Genomic DNA, 15,508 nt, shown 5'->3' on the forward strand with positions numbered 1-15,508 from the left:
TCCGGCCGGGAGGTGCCCCCACCGCGTCGACTCCCTCCTCCGCCTTGCAGCTGCACGCACCAGACCCCGCTCACCGGCGCAGAACAGCCCCGTCGCTGCCCTGCGACCTGATCCAAACGACAGGCCCTAGCCCTTCCCGGCCGTTCCTTCGGCCCTCTCCCTTACGCGAAGACCCGCACCGTCCGTGGACGATGCGGGTCTTCGCGGTGGTCGGCCTCCCGGCGGAGCCGGCCCGCTCTACTGCTGCGGGGGCGCCGGTGGCGTCGGGTTCTGCCCCTGGTGCGGCGGATAGGGCTGACCGGCCTGGAACTGCTGCCCCGGCTGCGGCGGTTGGGGGTATCCCGGCGCCTGCGGATGGGGCTGGCCGGGCTGCTGCGGGTAGGTCTGTCCCGGCTGGCCGTACAGCTGCTCGGGCTGCGGCTGCGGAGGCTGCGGGGCCTGTCCCTGCGCCGGCTGCCCGGGGGCGTACTGGCCGGGACCCTGCTGTCCGGGAACGTACTGACCCGGCATCGGCGGCGCGGCCACCGGTGGCGGGTTGCCGTCGTTGGTCCACAGCCCGTGCGACTGCTGGTGCCGCGCGAAGTCCTCGGCGACCATCGCGGACAGGTTGAAGTACGCCTCGCGCACCTTGGGCCGCATCATGTCGAGGTCGACCTCGGCACCCGCGGACAGGTGCTCGTCGAACGGCACGACCACGACCCCGCGGCAGCGCGTCTCGAAGTGGCTGACGATGTCGTCCACCTTGATCATCTTGCCGGTGTCGCGCACCCCGGAGATGACGGTGATCGACCGGGCGACGAGGTCCGCGTACCCGTGCGCCGACAGCCAGTCCAGCGTCGTACTGGCGCTGCTCGCCCCGTCCACGGACGGTGTCGAGATGATGATGAGCTGGTCGGCGAGGTCGAGCACCCCGCGCATGGCGCTGTACAGCAGGCCCGTGCCGGAGTCGGTCAGGATGATCGGGTACTGCTTGCCCAGGACGTCGATCGCGCGCCGGTAGTCCTCGTCGTTGAAGGCCGTCGACACGGCCGGGTCGACGTCGTTGGCGATGATCTCCAGCCCGGAGGGCGCCTGGGAGGTGAACCGCCGGATGTCCATGTACGAGTTGATGAACGGGATCGCCTGGACGAGGTCCCGGATGGTGGCCCCGGTCTCGCGGCGCACCCGGCGGCCGAGCGTACCGGCGTCCGGGTTGGCGTCGATGGCGAGGATCTTGTCCTGGCGCTCGGTGGCGAGCGTGGAGCCGAGCGCGGTGGTCGTGGTCGTCTTGCCGACCCCGCCCTTGAGGCTGATGACGGCGATCCGGTAGCAGGAGAGCACCGGCGTCCGGATCAGCTCCAGTTTGCGCTGCCGCTCGGCCTCCTCCTTCTTCCCGCCCAGCTTGAAGCGCGAGGACGCGGCGGCCGGGCGACCGCTCTTGACCTTCTGCCGCTTGTTGTTGAGCAGCCGGTCGGACGACAGCTCCACCGCCGCGGTGTACCCGAGCGGGGCCGCGCCGGGATTGGTCGGCTGCCGCTGATCGTGCCGCACGGGCTGCGGCCAGGCGGTACCGGTCCGCGGGTCCACGGGGGCGACGGGCTGCTGCTGCACGGGCGGCGGGCCGGGCTGGTGCGGGGGCTGCGGCTGCGGGCTCTGCGGCTGGGCAGGCGCGGCCTGCGCCGGAACCTGCGGGTGCGGCTGCGGGAAGCCGTAACCGGGAGCCGGCGGGGCGACGGGCGGGGCCGCCTGCCGGTCCTGGGGCGAGGTGCCGGGCTGCGGGAAGCCGTAGCCCGGGGCGGGCTGGACGGGGGCTTGTTGGTCCGGGGCGGGGGCAGGGGCAGGGGCCGGTGCGGTGCCGGGCTGCGGGAATCCGTACCCCGGGGCGGGGGCGGGCTGCCCGGGGACCTGCTGGGCAGTGGCCGGGGCGCTCTGCGGGAAGCCGTAGCCGGGGGCCTGGGTGGGCGGGGCCGCTTGCACGGGTGCGGGTGCGGGCGTCGGTGCGGGTGCGCCGGGCTGGGGGAAGCCGTAGCTTGCCTGCTGCGGCACGGCCGGCGCGGGCACCTCGGGGGCGGGGGCCTGCGGTACCGCGGTCTGGGCCTGCGGGGGAGCCGGTACGGCGTTTTCGAATCCGGTCGACTGTGCGGGCGCAGGCGTGGGCGTGGGCTCGTGAGGTGCGGCAACAGGACCGGGAGCAGCGGAGGAGGACCACGCCGACGGCGCGGGCTGCGGCGCCGGAGCCTGGAATGGCTGACCGGGCGCGGGTACCGGCGTGGGCGGCTGGAAGGGCTGACCGGGCGCGGGAGCCTGCGCGGCCAGGGGCTGGAAGGGCGCACCCGGCGCCGGTGCCACGGGCGGCTGCTGAGGCAGCGGCACATGGTCCGGCACCCTGCTCCGCGCGTCCGGAGCGGGCTCCGTGCTGGCCGGCCAGTGAGGAGCCGACGCGGGGGCCGCGGGCTGGTAGGCGGGCGGCAACGGAGGCAGCCCACCCTGGGGCAGCGGCGGCGGAGCCCAGGCGGGGGGCATCTCCCGCACCCCCACGGGCTCCTCCGGACGGACGACGGGCACCGCGTCCTGGGGCTCGCCGTCCAAGGACACCGCGTTCCGGGGCTCGCCGTCCTGGGGCTCCGGGTCCTCGGGCGGAGAAGCCTGGGGCGCCGCGTCCTGAGGGTGAGCGCCCTGGAGCCGGTAGCCGTCGGCGTCATGGGCGTCGGCGACGGCCTCGTCGTCCACGGCGTCGGTGGCCGGAGCCTGGGCCTCGCCACCGAGCCGGGCCGGGGCGGCGCCCTGTTCCGGGCCGGACTCGGTGTCCGGGGAAGCGGCCACCGCACCGGCCGGGGCGCTCTGCTCCGCCGCCGGTACGTCGGCCCCTCCGGCGCGCTGGGACTGGGAGGCCGCCTCCAGCGACTGGTAGGCGAGCACGGGATCGATGGCGGGTGCGGGTGCGAGAGCCGGTGCGGCGACGGGCTCGGTGTACACCGGCTGCCCGGACCACCCCGTACCCTCCGGGTGCACAGCGGCCACGGCCTCGGGCACGTTCGTCGCCTCCGCCCCGTGCACGCTCGGCACCACGGCCTCGGGCACGCTCGGCACCACGGCCTCGGGCACGCTCGGCACCACGGCCTCGGGCACGCTCGGCACCACGGCCTCGTGCACGCTCGGCACCACGGCCTCGGGCACGACCTCGGGTGTGCTCGGAGTCTCGCACTCGGGTCCGCTCGGCCCCTCCGCCACCTGTTCGCTCGGCACCTCGCCGCCGTCGCCCTGATCGTCACCCTCGGCGGTGACGGGCGCGTCCTCGGCCTCGCCGCCGGAGCCGGTCTCGGGAGTGTCCTCGGCCTCGGTCCTGACGTCGTCGGAGGCCGCACGCTCCGCGAGCTCACGCTTCAGCGCGACGGCGGAGAACCGCATGGTCGCGCCGCTCTCGAGGTCTCCGTTCCCGGAGTCCTGCGCGCCGGGAACGGTGTCGGAGATGACCGGACCGCCCAGGGCCACCTCCTGCGAACCCTGCGGCTCCCGCCCCTCCTCGGACTCCTTCGAGCCCTCGGAACCGCTCGGGCCGTCAGAGCCGCTCGGCCCGTCGGACTTCTCCGAGCCCGTCGGCGCCTCCGCGTCCCCCGAGTCGCCCGGCGCCCGCCCGGCGCCCGCGGCCCCGGAATCCCCGGAGCTGCCCGAGGCATTCTGCGTGTACCAGGCGGGCGGCGCGTAGTCGATGGTGAACTCGCCCGTCGTCTCGACGGCGGACTCGGCGTCGGACTGGTCATCGCCGGGCGTGGCCCAGCCCCCGCGGATCCCGCCCCGATCGCTGTTCACAATTCCTCCTGGTGTGGTCGAGCACCCTCAAGCCGTGCCGGTTCGACCGTCTGCTTGTCGTCCGCTGACGTTCACGGACGACCGAGGCCGCCCGAAGTCCGTACGAGACCGCCCGAATTGACCGGCTCCCCGGATAACGCGCGCCCCCCGTCCACGGGTTCAGACGTCGCGCCCTGTCCCAGCCTAATCACCATGACTGTTCGTGGGGCAGGCCTGTCCACTCCACTGCTGGGGCCCGTTACGGCACACCCTGCCCAGAAGTGGCGTCCGCACGCTCACTATTGACCCCGAAAGCGGACAAACAACGGCATCGGGAAGGCTACTTGTCGTACGGCCGCATCCGACGGCGAGGAGCGGCCGGGGAGGGACGGCGAAGCGGGCATACGAAAGGGCCGGCACGGAAGGGATCTCCGTGCCGGCCCGGGTTCCCGGTGGCGCGCTACTCCGCGGGACCACCCGCGTGGGGAACGGGCTCCAGGTCGAACTCGCCGTCGCGGGCGCCGAGCACGAAGGCCCGCCACTCCGCCTCCGTGTACCGCAGCACCGTCCCGGGGTCGAGCGACGAGCGCATGGCGACCGCGCCCTCGGGCAGGTAGGCGATCTCCACCCGCTCCTCGTGCTCCTCGGTGCCCGGCGCGCTCTGCCAGACGACGTCCGAGATGTCCAGGGCGTAGAGCTCGTCCTTCTCCCGCTCCTTGCGCGCCTTGACGTCCTTGTCCGCTTCCTCGGCCATGTTCCGCCGGCCCCTTCCCCACGTACGGATGAGCTGTTCCGTCACCCTAGTGGCCCGGTCCGTGCCGTCATGGGAGGTTCGGTGACCCGGGCGGACGTATCCGGCCAGGCTGGTACCCTGTGAAACGGCCGTTTGTGTACGCACCCCCGGAGCGCTGCTCTGGAGGCCGCGCCCAGCGGATCCCCGCCTTCCGAGTCACGGAAGCTCCCCTGAGAATTCGACCAGGGGCACTCGGTGGCAGACACGAGACTACAAGGAGTAAGCGTGCCGCTCGACGCCGCTACGAAGAAGCAGCTCATCAGCGAGTTCGGTCAGAAGGAGGGCGACACCGGCTCCCCCGAGGTCCAGGTCGCCATGCTCTCGCGCCGCATCTCGGACCTGACCGAGCACCTCAAGACCCACAAGCACGACCACCACTCCCGCCGTGGTCTTCTGATCCTGGTCGGCCAGCGTCGCCGCCTGCTTCAGTACCTGGCCAAGAAGGACATCCAGCGCTTCCGTGCGCTGGTCGACCGCCTGGGCATCCGTCGTGGTGCGGCCGGCGGCGCCAAGTAAGACGCCGTGAAGGGAGCGGTTCCCACATCCTGGGGGCCGCTCCTTTTGCTGTACGTGCTGCCGAGGGCGCTCTCTACGTGCGGAGTGTCACCGACGCTTTGTAGTGTGGTAGCACAACGCAATACGCAGGAAACAGCACGGACGAACACAGCGTGACGACGCCGTACCCGCCGGGTAGGGCATCTCGCGACAACGAACGAGGAGAAGCGCGCCTCATCGCCGCCGGTCCTCGGTAGTGGCCCCCGGGCGTCAGAGCCCCGGGTGCTTCGATCGAAGACCGGCCTGCACGAGAAGGAGCGCCTCTCCGCCACCGTCCCCCTGCCACACGGGCAGGCCGGGACGAAGACGAGGAGAAAACGCTAGTGGAGAACGAGACCCACTACGCCGAGGCCGTTATCGACAACGGTTCCTTCGGCACCCGCACCATCCGCTTCGAGACGGGCCGCCTGGCCAAGCAGGCCGCCGGCTCCGCCGTCGCGTACCTGGACGACGACACCATGGTGCTGTCGGCCACCACCGCTTCCAAGAAGCCCAAGGACCAGCTCGACTTCTTCCCCCTGACGGTGGACGTCGAGGAGCGGATGTACGCCGCGGGCAAGATCCCCGGCAGCTTCTTCCGCCGTGAGGGCCGTCCCTCCGAGGACGCGATCCTCACCTGTCGTCTGATCGACCGCCCGCTGCGTCCGTCCTTCAAGAAGGGCCTTCGCAACGAGATCCAGGTCGTCGCCACGATCATGGCGCTCAACCCCGACCACCTGTACGACGTCGTGGCGATCAACGCCGCCTCCGCGTCCACGCAGCTCGCGGGTCTTCCCTTCTCCGGCCCGGTCGGCGGCGTCCGCGTCGCGCTGATCAACGGCCAGTGGGTCGCGTTCCCGACGCACACCGAGCTCGAGGACGCCGTCTTCGACATGGTCGTCGCCGGTCGCGTCCTGGAGGACGGCGACGTCGCGATCATGATGGTCGAGGCCGAGGCCACCGACAAGACGATCACGCTCGTCCAGGGTGGCGCCGAGGCGCCGACCGAGGAGGTCGTGGCCGCCGGCCTCGACGCCGCGAAGCCCTTCATCAAGGTCCTGTGCAAGGCGCAGTCGGACCTCGCCGCGAAGGCCGCCAAGCCGACCGCCGAGTTCCCGATCTTCCTGGACTACCAGGACGACGTCTTCGAGGCCCTCACCGCCGCGGTCAGGAGCGAGCTCGCCCAGGCGCTCACCATCGCCGGCAAGCAGGACCGCGAGGCCGAGCTGGACCGCGTCAAGGAGATCGCAGCCGAGAAGCTGCTCCCGCAGTTCGAGGGTCGCGAGAAGGAGATCTCCGCCGCGTACCGCGCGCTGACCAAGAAGCTCGTCCGCGAGCGGGTCATCAAGGACAAGGTCCGCATCGACGGCCGTGGCGTCACGGACATCCGTACGCTGGCCGCCGAGGTCGAGGCCATCCCGCGCGTGCACGGCTCGGCGCTGTTCGAGCGTGGCGAGACCCAGATCCTGGGCGTCACCACCCTCAACATGCTCCGCATGGAGCAGCAGCTGGACACCCTCTCCCCGGTGACCCGCAAGCGCTACATGCACAACTACAACTTCCCGCCGTACTCCGTCGGTGAGACGGGCCGCGTCGGCTCCCCGAAGCGCCGCGAGATCGGCCACGGCGCGCTCGCCGAGCGCGCGATCGTGCCGGTCCTGCCGACCCGCGAGGAGTTCCCCTACGCGATCCGTCAGGTGTCCGAGGCCCTCGGCTCCAACGGCTCGACGTCCATGGGCTCGGTCTGCGCCTCCACGATGTCGCTGCTCAACGCCGGTGTGCCGCTCAAGGCCGCCGTCGCGGGCATTGCCATGGGTCTCATCTCCCAGGAGATCGACGGCCAGACGCACTACGTCGCCCTCACCGACATCCTCGGTGCGGAGGACGCCTTCGGCGACATGGACTTCAAGGTCGCCGGCACCAAGGAGTTCGTGACCGCCCTCCAGCTCGACACCAAGCTGGACGGCATCCCCGCCTCCGTCCTGGCCGCGGCCCTCAAGCAGGCCCGCGACGCCCGCCTCCACATCCTCGACGTGATGATGGAAGCGATCGACACGCCGGACGAGATGTCCCCGAACGCCCCGCGGATCATCACGGTCAAGATCCCCGTGGACAAGATCGGTGAGGTCATCGGCCCCAAGGGCAAGATGATCAACCAGATCCAGGAGGACACCGGCGCCGACATCACGATCGAGGACGACGGCACCATCTACATCGGTGCCCAGCAGGGTTCGCAGGCCGAGGCCGCGCGCGCCACGATCAACTCGATCGCCAACCCGACCATGCCGGAGGTCGGCGAGCGCTACCTGGGAACCGTCGTGAAGACGACGACCTTCGGCGCGTTCGTGTCGCTGCTCCCGGGCAAGGACGGTCTGCTGCACATCTCGCAGATCCGCAAGCTCGCCGGCGGCAAGCGCGTGGAGAACGTCGAGGACGTCGTCGGCGTGGGCTCCAAGGTCCAGGTCGAGATCGCCGAGATCGACTCCCGCGGCAAGCTCTCCCTGATCCCCGTGATCGAGGGCGAAGGCGACGACGACAAGAAGGACGACACCGACCAGTGACGTCGAGTAGCTCCACGACGACGGCCCGCACCTCTTCGGAGGCGCGGGCCGTCGCCCGTACCCAAACCCTCATCAAGGGTGCGAACGGCATCGGCACGGTCCGCAAGACCACCCTGCCCGGCGGGCTGCGCATCGTCACCGAGACGCTCCCCTCCGTGCGCTCCGCCACGTTCGGCATCTGGGCGCACGTGGGCTCCCGCGACGAGACGCCGTCCCTGAACGGCGCCACGCACTACCTGGAGCACCTGCTCTTCAAGGGCACCAGCCGCAGGTCCGCGCTGGACATCTCCTCGGCGATCGACGCGGTCGGCGGCGAGATGAACGCGTTCACGGCCAAGGAGTACACGTGCTACTACGCACGCGTGCTCGACACCGACCTGCCGCTGGCCATCGACGTGGTCTGCGACATGCTCACGGGCTCGCTCATCCTCGAGGACGACGTCAACGTCGAACGCGGCGCCATCCTCGAAGAGATCGCGATGACCGAGGACGACCCGGGCGACTGCGTGCACGACCTGTTCGCGCACACCATGCTCGGCGACACCCCCCTCGGCCGCCCGGTCCTCGGCACCGTCGACACCGTCAACGCCCTGACCGCGGACCGCATCCGCCGCTTCTACAAGAAGCACTACGACCCGACGCACCTCGTCGTCGCCTGCGCGGGCAACGTCGACCACAACAAGGTCGTACGCCAGGTCCGCGCCGCCTTCGAGAAGGCCGGCGCCTTCAAGAACGCGACGGCGGCCCCCATCGCCCCGCGCGACGGCCTGCGCTCCATCCGCACCGCGGGCCGCGTCGAACTCCTCGGCCGCAAGACCGAGCAGGCCCACGTCGTCCTCGGCATGCCCGGCCTGGCCCGCACCGACGACCGCCGCTGGGCCCTCGGCGTCCTGAACACCGCCCTCGGCGGCGGGATGTCCTCGCGCCTGTTCCAGGAGGTCCGCGAGAAGCGCGGCCTGGCCTACAGCGTGTACTCGTACACCTCCGGCTTCGCCGACTGCGGCCTCTTCGGCGTCTACGCGGGCTGCCGCCCGAGCCAGGTCCCCGACGTCCTCAAGCTGTGCCGCGACGAGCTCGACCAGATCGCCGAGCACGGTCTGTCGGACGACGAGATCGGCCGCGCCATCGGCCAGCTCCAGGGCTCCACGGTCCTCGGCCTGGAGGACACCGGCGCGCTGATGAACCGTATCGGCAAGAGTGAGCTGTGCTGGGGCGAGCAGATGTCGGTCGACGACATGCTCGCCCGGATAGCGTCGGTCACCCCGGACGAGGTCCGCTCCGTCGCCCGGGACGTCCTCGGACAGCGGCCCTCGCTGGCGGTCATCGGCCCGGTCAAGGACAAGCAGGCGTCCCGGCTGCACGACGCGGTCGCCTAAATCCCGTCTCGGTAAGGAACGAAGCAATGAGCAAGCTGCGCGTGGCGGTCCTCGGTGCCAAGGGCCGGATCGGAGCCGAGGCGGTACGAGCCGTCGAGGCCGCCGAGGACATGGAGCTGGTGGCCGCGCTGGGCCGCGGCGACAAGCTGGAGACGCTGGTCGAGGCCGGCACCCAGGTCGTGGTCGAGCTGACCACCCCGGCCTCGGTGATGGGCAACCTCGACTTCTGCGTCCGGCACGGCATCCACGCCGTGGTCGGCACCACCGGCTGGACCGAGGAACGGCTCGCGCAGCTCGGCACCTCGCTCGCCGCCTCCCCGGAGACGGGCGTGCTCATCGCGCCCAACTTCTCCATCGGGGCCGTCCTGACGATGAAGTTCGCCGAGGTCGCGGCGCCGTACTTCGAGTCCGTCGAGGTCGTCGAACTGCACCACCCGAACAAGGTGGACGCCCCCAGCGGCACCGCCACGCGCACCGCTCAGCTCATCGCCGCGGCCCGGGAGCGCGCGGGCAGCGCCCCGCAGCCCGACGCCACGGTGACCGCCCTGGACGGCGCCCGCGGCGCCGACGTCGACGGCGTGCCGGTGCACGCGATCCGGCTGCGCGGCCTCCTGGCCCACCAGGAGGTCCTCCTCGGCGGCGAGGGCGAGACCCTGACCATCCGCCACGACTCCCTCCACCACAGCAGCTTCATGCCGGGCATCCTGCTCGGCGCCCGCCGCGTGGTGACCACCCCGGGCCTCACCTTCGGCCTGGAACACTTCCTCGACCTCGGCTGAGCCGGGTACGTACGACAGTTAGCCGGCAGACATGCGCGCGAAGATCACCTATGCCATCACGGCCGCCGTCCTGGTCGTCTATTTCGTCCTGGTCGGCAGCCGGGGGGTGCTGCTCATCCAGAACGGCACCCTGATCACCGTCACCTTCGGGGTCGCGGTGCTCATCCTGCCGGTCATCGGCGTCTGGTTCCTCTGGCAGAACACCCAGTTCGTCCGGAAGGCCAACAGGCTCGCCGTCGTGCTCGACGCCGAGGGCGGACTGCCCGTCGACGAACTGCGGCGCACCGAGGGCGGCCGCATCGACCGCGACTCGGCCGACGAGGTCTTCGCCCGCCGCAAGGCCGAGACCGAGGACGCCCCGGACGATTGGCGCAACTGGTTCCGTCTCGCCGTCGCCTACCACGACGCCCGTGACACCCCGCGCGCCCGCAAGGCCATGCAACGGGCCATCGCCCTCCACGAGGGCAGGACCCTGGAAGCCTGATCAGGCCGTACGACGAAGGGGCCGGCCCGCACACCCGCGGACCGGCCCCTTCGTCGTGATGTCCCCGCCTCAGGCCCTGCGGTACTCGTCGGCCCACACCTCGACGACGTCCGCCGCCCGGTCGAAGGCCTCGGCACGCGCCAGGAAGTCGGCGTTGTGCGTGGTCATCAGGGGCGCCACGTCCCCGGGCGCACGGTCCGCGGTCACCAGGGTCAGGGCCTGGCCCTGCACCGTGCGCGGCAGCCCCAGCCAGCGCACCGGCTGCTGCGCCGTGCGCACCGCCTCGACCCGCTTCCACGGTGTCGTCCGGGTGACGAAGAAGCCGACCTGGCGCACGCCCCGGGCGCTGACCCACACCCCCATGCGCAGCAGACGCAGCGCGCACAGGATGACGGCCGTCGCGGCGGCCATGCAGGCGGCGGCTCCGGGCAGCGTCCCGGTGACGGCGATGATCACGGCGGCGACGAGCACGTACGAGGCGAGCAGCAGGATGAGCGCGGCCGCGCCCACCCGCCACGGGCCGGGCCGGTAGGGGCGCCGCCAGCGGTCGCGGTCGTCGAAGGGCAGCGCGACATCCTCCGCCGTCTCGTCAAAGGCGCGGTCCGCCGTCAAAAAGGGCAGGGGCACGTCTGATCCTCACTCGATCCACGCATCGGGCTGTGCCCGGTGAGGTTATCGAGCCGGTTGCCGGCCCACCACCCTTGGGGGTCCGGAAGGGTCAGCGGCCGTCCGACGCCACGGAGTGCTGCGTCTGCGCAGGTGACCGATCCTGTGACAGGGCGGGCATTCCGAAGACCAGGGAGCCGGCGAGACCGGCGATCAGCGTGAGGCCGAAGAGCCACCGGCCGGCTATCTGCCCGGCGGAGGACCGCTCGCGGGGCGGGGGAGCGACATTGCTGCGGAACGGGTCGGCTTCGGCGGTGAAGGCGAACGGGACGGGCGCGCTGGGGGCACCTCCCGGCGGTAGCTGGGGGAGTGACATGGGCGGTGCTTCTCCTCTGGGGGCTTGCCGGGCAGGCGACCCGGTGATCCGGACGACCCGGGTGTTCCGGGCGACCGAGGGTGATCCGCTGACAAGCGGCGCGAACCGCTCGAACGTATCGCTCTCACTCATACAGACGGCCGAACGTTACGCGAGGTGCCCGGAATCACCGAATTCGCTGAAGTTCGCCGATGAATGTCGGGGCCCGCACCGAACGCCCGGTTGAGGACGGGGGGCGGACGCCGCGCCGTAGAGTGGTCGCCGCCCGAGCCAGTGATGGGAAGGACCCTCCGCACCGTGACCGACAACCCGGCCGACGACCTCAAGCTCCTCTTCCGCAGCGATGTCACCGTCGAGCTGATCAAGCACACGGCCTCCGACGCCGACGTGCTGTTCGCCGCCCGTGTCTCCACCGCAGGCGAGCAGTCGCTGGAGGAGCTTCAGAAGGACCCGGAGCGCTCCAAGGGCCTGATCAACTACCTGATGCGGGACCGCCACGGCAGCCCCTTCGAGCACAACTCGATGACCTTCTTCGTCAGCGCCCCGATCTTCGTCTTCCGCGAGTTCATGCGGCACCGCGTGGGCTGGTCGTACAACGAGGAGTCGGGCCGCTACAGGGAGCTGGAGCCCGTCTTCTACGTTCCCGGCGAGGACCGCAAGCTGGTCCAGCAGGGGCGCCCCGGCAAGTACGTGTTCGTCCAGGGCACCGCGGAGCAGCACCGGACCGTCACCGCGGCCATGGAGGAGTCCTACCGGCAGTCCTACGCCGCCTACCAGGAGATGCTGGCGGCCGGAGTCGCCCGCGAGGTCGCCCGGGCCACTCTTCCGGTCGGTCTGTTCTCCTCGATGTACGCCACCTGCAACGCCCGTTCCCTGATGCACTTCCTCGGACTGCGCACCCAGCACGAGCTCGCCAGGGTGCCGTCGTTCCCGCAGCGGGAGATCGAGATGGTCGCCGAGAAGATGGAGGCGGCGTGGGCCGGGCTCATGCCTCTCACACACGCGGCCTACAACGCCAACGGGCGCGTGGCGCCGTAACACGCCACCGCGCACCGGTCCGGCACAGATGTACGGGTCAGCCGAGCGAAGTGTCCGTATTGCGGCATTTCGAGAAGTTCATCTAGCCTGATCAAACGGACCCGGCACTGCTTGAACCCCCGAGCAGGCAGTGCCGGGTTCCACTTTTGTCATGCTTTGTCGTGCCCCCCGAGGGCAGACCACATGGTGAGCAGCGAGTAGCGTATTACCCATGGCTCCGACCTCCACTCCGCAGACCCCCTTCGGGCGGGTCCTCACCGCCATGGTCACGCCCTTCACGGCGGACGGCGGACTCGACCTCGACGGCGCTCAGCGGCTCGCGACCCACCTGGTGGACGCAGGCAACGACGGCCTGATCATCAACGGCACCACCGGTGAGTCCCCGACCACCAGCAACGCGGAGAAATCGGAGCTCGTGCGCGCGGTGCTGGAGGCGGTGGGCGACCGCGCCCACGTCGTCGCCGGTGTCGGCACGAACGACACCCGCCACAGCATCGAGCTCGCCCGCGACGCCGAGAACGCCGGCGCGCACGGCCTGCTCACCGTCACGCCGTACTACAACAAGCCCCCGCAAGAGGGCCTGTACCGACACTTCTCGGCCATCGCCGACGCGACCGAACTGCCGGTCATGCTCTACGACATCCCCGGCCGCAGCGGCGTACCGATCAACACCGAAACCCTGGTGCGGCTCGCCGAACACCCGCGTATCGTCGCCAACAAGGACGCCAAGGGGGACCTCGGCCGAGCCAGCTGGGCCATCGCCCGCTCCGGCCTCGCCTGGTACTCGGGCGACGACATGCTGAACCTGCCGCTGCTCTCCGTCGGCGCGGTGGGCTTCGTCTCCGTGGTCGGTCACGTCGTCACCCCGGAACTGCGCGCGATGCTCGACGCGTATCTCTCGGGGGACGTCCAGAAGGCCACCGAGATCCACCAGAAGCTGCTTCCCGTCTTCACCGGCATGTTCCGCACCCAGGGCGTCATGACGACCAAGGCCGCGCTCGCCCTCCAGGGCTTGCCCGCCGGTCCGCTCCGCGCCCCGATGGTCGAACTGTCGCCCGAGGAGACCAGCCAGCTCAAGATCGATCTTGGCGCCGGCGGGGTAGAGCTCTAACCACAGACTTCACAACTGAATACGCAAGATCCGCAGGCCACGGGCCTGCACCCCACACAACAGCTACTGCACGAACGTCACACACGCCACGTGCCTTGCGAGGTACGTGGCGTGCGTGGTGAGGAGAGTCTTTTGAGTCATCCGCATCCTGAACTCGGCAAACCGCCTGTGCTCCCGAAGGGCGGCCTGCGGGTCACCCCGCTCGGCGGCCTCGGCGAGATCGGCCGGAACATGACGGTCTTCGAGTACGGAGGCCGCCTGCTGATCGTCGACTGCGGTGTGCTCTTCCCCGAGGAGGAGCAGCCCGGAATCGACCTGATCCTGCCGGACTTCACGTCCATCAGGGACCGCCTCGACGACATCGAGGGCATCGTGCTCACGCACGGGCACGAGGACCACATCGGCGGTGTCCCCTTCCTGCTCCGCGAGAAGCCGGACATCCCCCTGATCGGCTCCAAGCTGACCCTCGCGCTCATCGAGGCCAAGCTCCAGGAGCACCGCATCCGGCCCTACACGCTCGAAGTGGCCGAGGGCCACCGTGAGCGCGTCGGCCCCTTCGACTGCGAGTTCGTCGCGGTCAACCACTCCATCCCGGACGCCCTCGCGGTCGCCATCCGCACCCCCGCGGGCATGGTCGTCCACACCGGCGACTTCAAGATGGACCAGCTCCCGCTGGACGGCCGCCTCACCGACCTGCACGCGTTCGCCCGGCTGAGCGAGGAAGGCATCGACCTTCTCCTCTCGGACTCCACGAACGCCGAGGTCCCGGGATTCGTCCCGCCCGAGCGCGACATCCAGAACGTGCTGCGCCAGGTCTTCGCCGGCGCCAGCAAGCGGATCATCGTGGCGAGCTTCGCCAGCCATGTGCACCGGATCCAGCAGATCCTCGACACGGCTCACGAGTACGGCCGCAGGGTCGCCTTCGTCGGCCGCTCGATGGTCCGCAACATGGGCATCGCGCGCGACCTCGGCTATCTGAAGGTCCCGCCGGGTCTGGTGGTCGACGTCAAGACGCTCGACGACCTGCCGGACCACGAGGTCGTCCTCGTCTGTACGGGATCCCAGGGCGAGCCGATGGCGGCCCTCTCCCGAATGGCGAACCGCGACCACCAGATCCGGATCGTCCAGGGTGACACGGTGATCCTGGCCTCCTCGCTGATCCCGGGCAACGAGAACGCGGTCTACCGCGTGATCAACGGCCTGACCCGCTGGGGCGCCAACGTCATCCACAAGGGCAACGCCAAGGTGCACGTCTCCGGTCACGCCTCCGCGGGCGAGCTGCTGTACTTCTACAACATCTGCAAGCCGCGGAACCTGATGCCGGTCCACGGCGAATGGCGCCACCTGCGCGCCAACGCCGAGCTGGGCGCCCTGACAGGTGTCCCGCACGACCGGATCGTGATCGCCGAGGACGGTGTCGTCGTCGACCTGATCGAGGGCAAGGCGAAGATCTCCGGCAAGGTCCAGGCCGGCTATGTCTACGTCGACGGTCTCTCCGTCGGTGACGTCGGTGAGCCCACGCTCAAGGACCGCAAGATCCTCGGCGACGAGGGCATCATCTCCGTCTTCGTGGTGATGGACGCCAGCACCGGCAAGCTCACCGGCGGCCCGCACGTCCAGGCACGCGGATCCGGCATCGACGACTCCGTCTTCGCCGATGTCATCCCGAAGATCACCGAAGTCCTGGAGCGCTCCGCTCAGGACGGCGTGGTGGAGCCCCATCAGTTGCAGCAGCTCATCCGCCGCACGCTGGGCAAGTGGGTGTCCGACACCTACCGCCGGCGCCCGATGATCCTCCCGGTCGTCGTCGAGGTCTGACCTCTCGTCAGGCCGTGACCTGGAGCGGGGCGCCTCGATTTGCATCGGGGCTCCCCGCTCCAGTACGTTTACGTCTCCGCCTGAACGGGAACCCCGAAGCACTCGTGCCTCGGAGCCGGTCCCCGAACGGGGCGGGAATTCCGACTCAGAGAATCTGATAAAGTCGGAGTCGCCGGAAAGGGAAACGCGAAAGCGGAAACCTGGAAAGCGCCGAGGAAATCGGATACGGAAACGGTCTGATAGAGTCGGAAACGCAAGACCGAA

At 70.3% G+C, this 15,508-nt stretch carries 12 protein-coding genes; 8 read left to right on the forward strand and 4 right to left on the reverse strand.

Features of this window, described 5'->3' with window-relative positions:
• Positions 1-237: 237 nt before the first annotated feature.
• Positions 238-3,789, reverse strand: coding sequence for an SCO5717 family growth-regulating ATPase (locus ACZ4AA_RS37970; RefSeq protein ID WP_467613195.1), 3,552 nt, complete (start codon positions 3,787-3,789; stop codon positions 238-240).
• Between the two features lie 439 nt (positions 3,790-4,228).
• Positions 4,229-4,522 carry a DUF397 domain-containing protein gene (locus ACZ4AA_RS37975; RefSeq protein ID WP_467613198.1) on the reverse strand — a complete coding sequence of 98 codons (294 nt, stop codon included), beginning with the start codon at positions 4,520-4,522 and terminating at the stop codon, positions 4,229-4,231.
• Between the two features lie 264 nt (positions 4,523-4,786).
• On the opposite strand from ACZ4AA_RS37975, the gene rpsO reads away from it, so the two are divergent.
• The 5 genes from rpsO (at position 4,787) to ACZ4AA_RS38000 (ending at position 10,295) form a co-directional block, all read left to right on the forward strand.
• On the forward strand, positions 4,787-5,077 hold the full coding sequence (gene rpsO, locus ACZ4AA_RS37980; protein WP_081219736.1) for a 30S ribosomal protein S15: 291 nt from the start codon (positions 4,787-4,789) through the stop codon (positions 5,075-5,077).
• A gap of 362 nt (positions 5,078-5,439) precedes the next feature.
• The gene (locus tag ACZ4AA_RS37985; protein ID WP_467613207.1) at positions 5,440-7,656 is read left to right on the forward strand and encodes a polyribonucleotide nucleotidyltransferase; all 2,217 of its coding nucleotides are present in this window, start codon (positions 5,440-5,442) and stop codon (positions 7,654-7,656) included.
• Complete coding sequence (locus ACZ4AA_RS37990) at positions 7,653-9,032, forward strand: M16 family metallopeptidase (protein ID WP_467613209.1); 1,380 nt, start codon at positions 7,653-7,655, stop codon at positions 9,030-9,032. Before ACZ4AA_RS37985 ends, ACZ4AA_RS37990 begins: the two co-directional genes overlap by 4 nt.
• A gap of 26 nt (positions 9,033-9,058) precedes the next feature.
• Positions 9,059-9,811 carry a 4-hydroxy-tetrahydrodipicolinate reductase gene (gene dapB, locus ACZ4AA_RS37995; protein ID WP_369485438.1) on the forward strand — a complete coding sequence of 251 codons (753 nt, stop codon included), beginning with the start codon at positions 9,059-9,061 and terminating at the stop codon, positions 9,809-9,811.
• 31 nt (positions 9,812-9,842) lie between these two features.
• The gene (locus ACZ4AA_RS38000; protein ID WP_467613212.1) at positions 9,843-10,295 is read left to right on the forward strand and encodes a hypothetical protein; all 453 of its coding nucleotides are present in this window, start codon (positions 9,843-9,845) and stop codon (positions 10,293-10,295) included.
• Between the two features lie 69 nt (positions 10,296-10,364).
• Here ACZ4AA_RS38000 and ACZ4AA_RS38005 read toward each other — a convergent pair whose 3' ends face one another.
• Together ACZ4AA_RS38005 and ACZ4AA_RS38010 are read right to left on the reverse strand one after the other, a co-directional pair.
• Complete coding sequence (locus ACZ4AA_RS38005; protein ID WP_467613214.1) at positions 10,365-10,922, reverse strand: hypothetical protein; 558 nt, start codon at positions 10,920-10,922, stop codon at positions 10,365-10,367.
• A 91-nt stretch (positions 10,923-11,013) separates the two neighbouring features.
• Positions 11,014-11,277, reverse strand: a complete 264-nt coding sequence (locus ACZ4AA_RS38010) for a hypothetical protein (RefSeq protein WP_467613216.1) — start codon at positions 11,275-11,277, stop codon at positions 11,014-11,016.
• A gap of 297 nt (positions 11,278-11,574) precedes the next feature.
• Between ACZ4AA_RS38010 and thyX the strand changes: the two genes are divergently transcribed.
• The 3 genes from thyX to ACZ4AA_RS38025 all read left to right on the forward strand — a co-directional run bounded on the left by thyX (position 11,575) and on the right by ACZ4AA_RS38025 (position 15,244).
• Positions 11,575-12,315 (forward strand): FAD-dependent thymidylate synthase, encoded by a 741-nt coding sequence (thyX, locus tag ACZ4AA_RS38015; protein ID WP_467613218.1) that lies wholly within the window; start codon positions 11,575-11,577, stop codon positions 12,313-12,315.
• 211 nt (positions 12,316-12,526) lie between these two features.
• Complete coding sequence (gene dapA, locus ACZ4AA_RS38020) at positions 12,527-13,426, forward strand: 4-hydroxy-tetrahydrodipicolinate synthase (RefSeq protein ID WP_467613220.1); 900 nt, start codon at positions 12,527-12,529, stop codon at positions 13,424-13,426.
• Between the two features lie 132 nt (positions 13,427-13,558).
• Positions 13,559-15,244: a ribonuclease J gene (locus tag ACZ4AA_RS38025; protein WP_467613222.1), complete on the forward strand. Its 1,686-nt coding sequence runs from the start codon at positions 13,559-13,561 to the stop codon at positions 15,242-15,244.
• Positions 15,245-15,508: the final 264 nt, after the last annotated feature.

The sequence above is a fragment of the Streptomyces sp. NPDC024698 genome, assembly GCF_055559015.1.

Bases quoted from the DNA above. Each gene is read 5' to 3' on its own strand.
- ACZ4AA_RS37975 (WP_467613198.1), bottom strand. From the start codon at position 4,522: ATGGCCGAGGAAGCGGACAAGGACGTCAAGGCGCGCAAGGAGCGGGAG.
- dapB (WP_369485438.1), top strand. From the start codon at position 9,059: ATGAGCAAGCTGCGCGTGGCGGTCCTCGGTGCCAAGGGCCGGATCGGA.
- ACZ4AA_RS38000 (WP_467613212.1), top strand. From the start codon at position 9,843: ATGCGCGCGAAGATCACCTATGCCATCACGGCCGCCGTCCTGGTCGTC.
- ACZ4AA_RS38010 (WP_467613216.1), bottom strand. From the start codon at position 11,277: ATGTCACTCCCCCAGCTACCGCCGGGAGGTGCCCCCAGCGCGCCCGTC.
- dapA (WP_467613220.1), top strand. From the start codon at position 12,527: ATGGCTCCGACCTCCACTCCGCAGACCCCCTTCGGGCGGGTCCTCACC.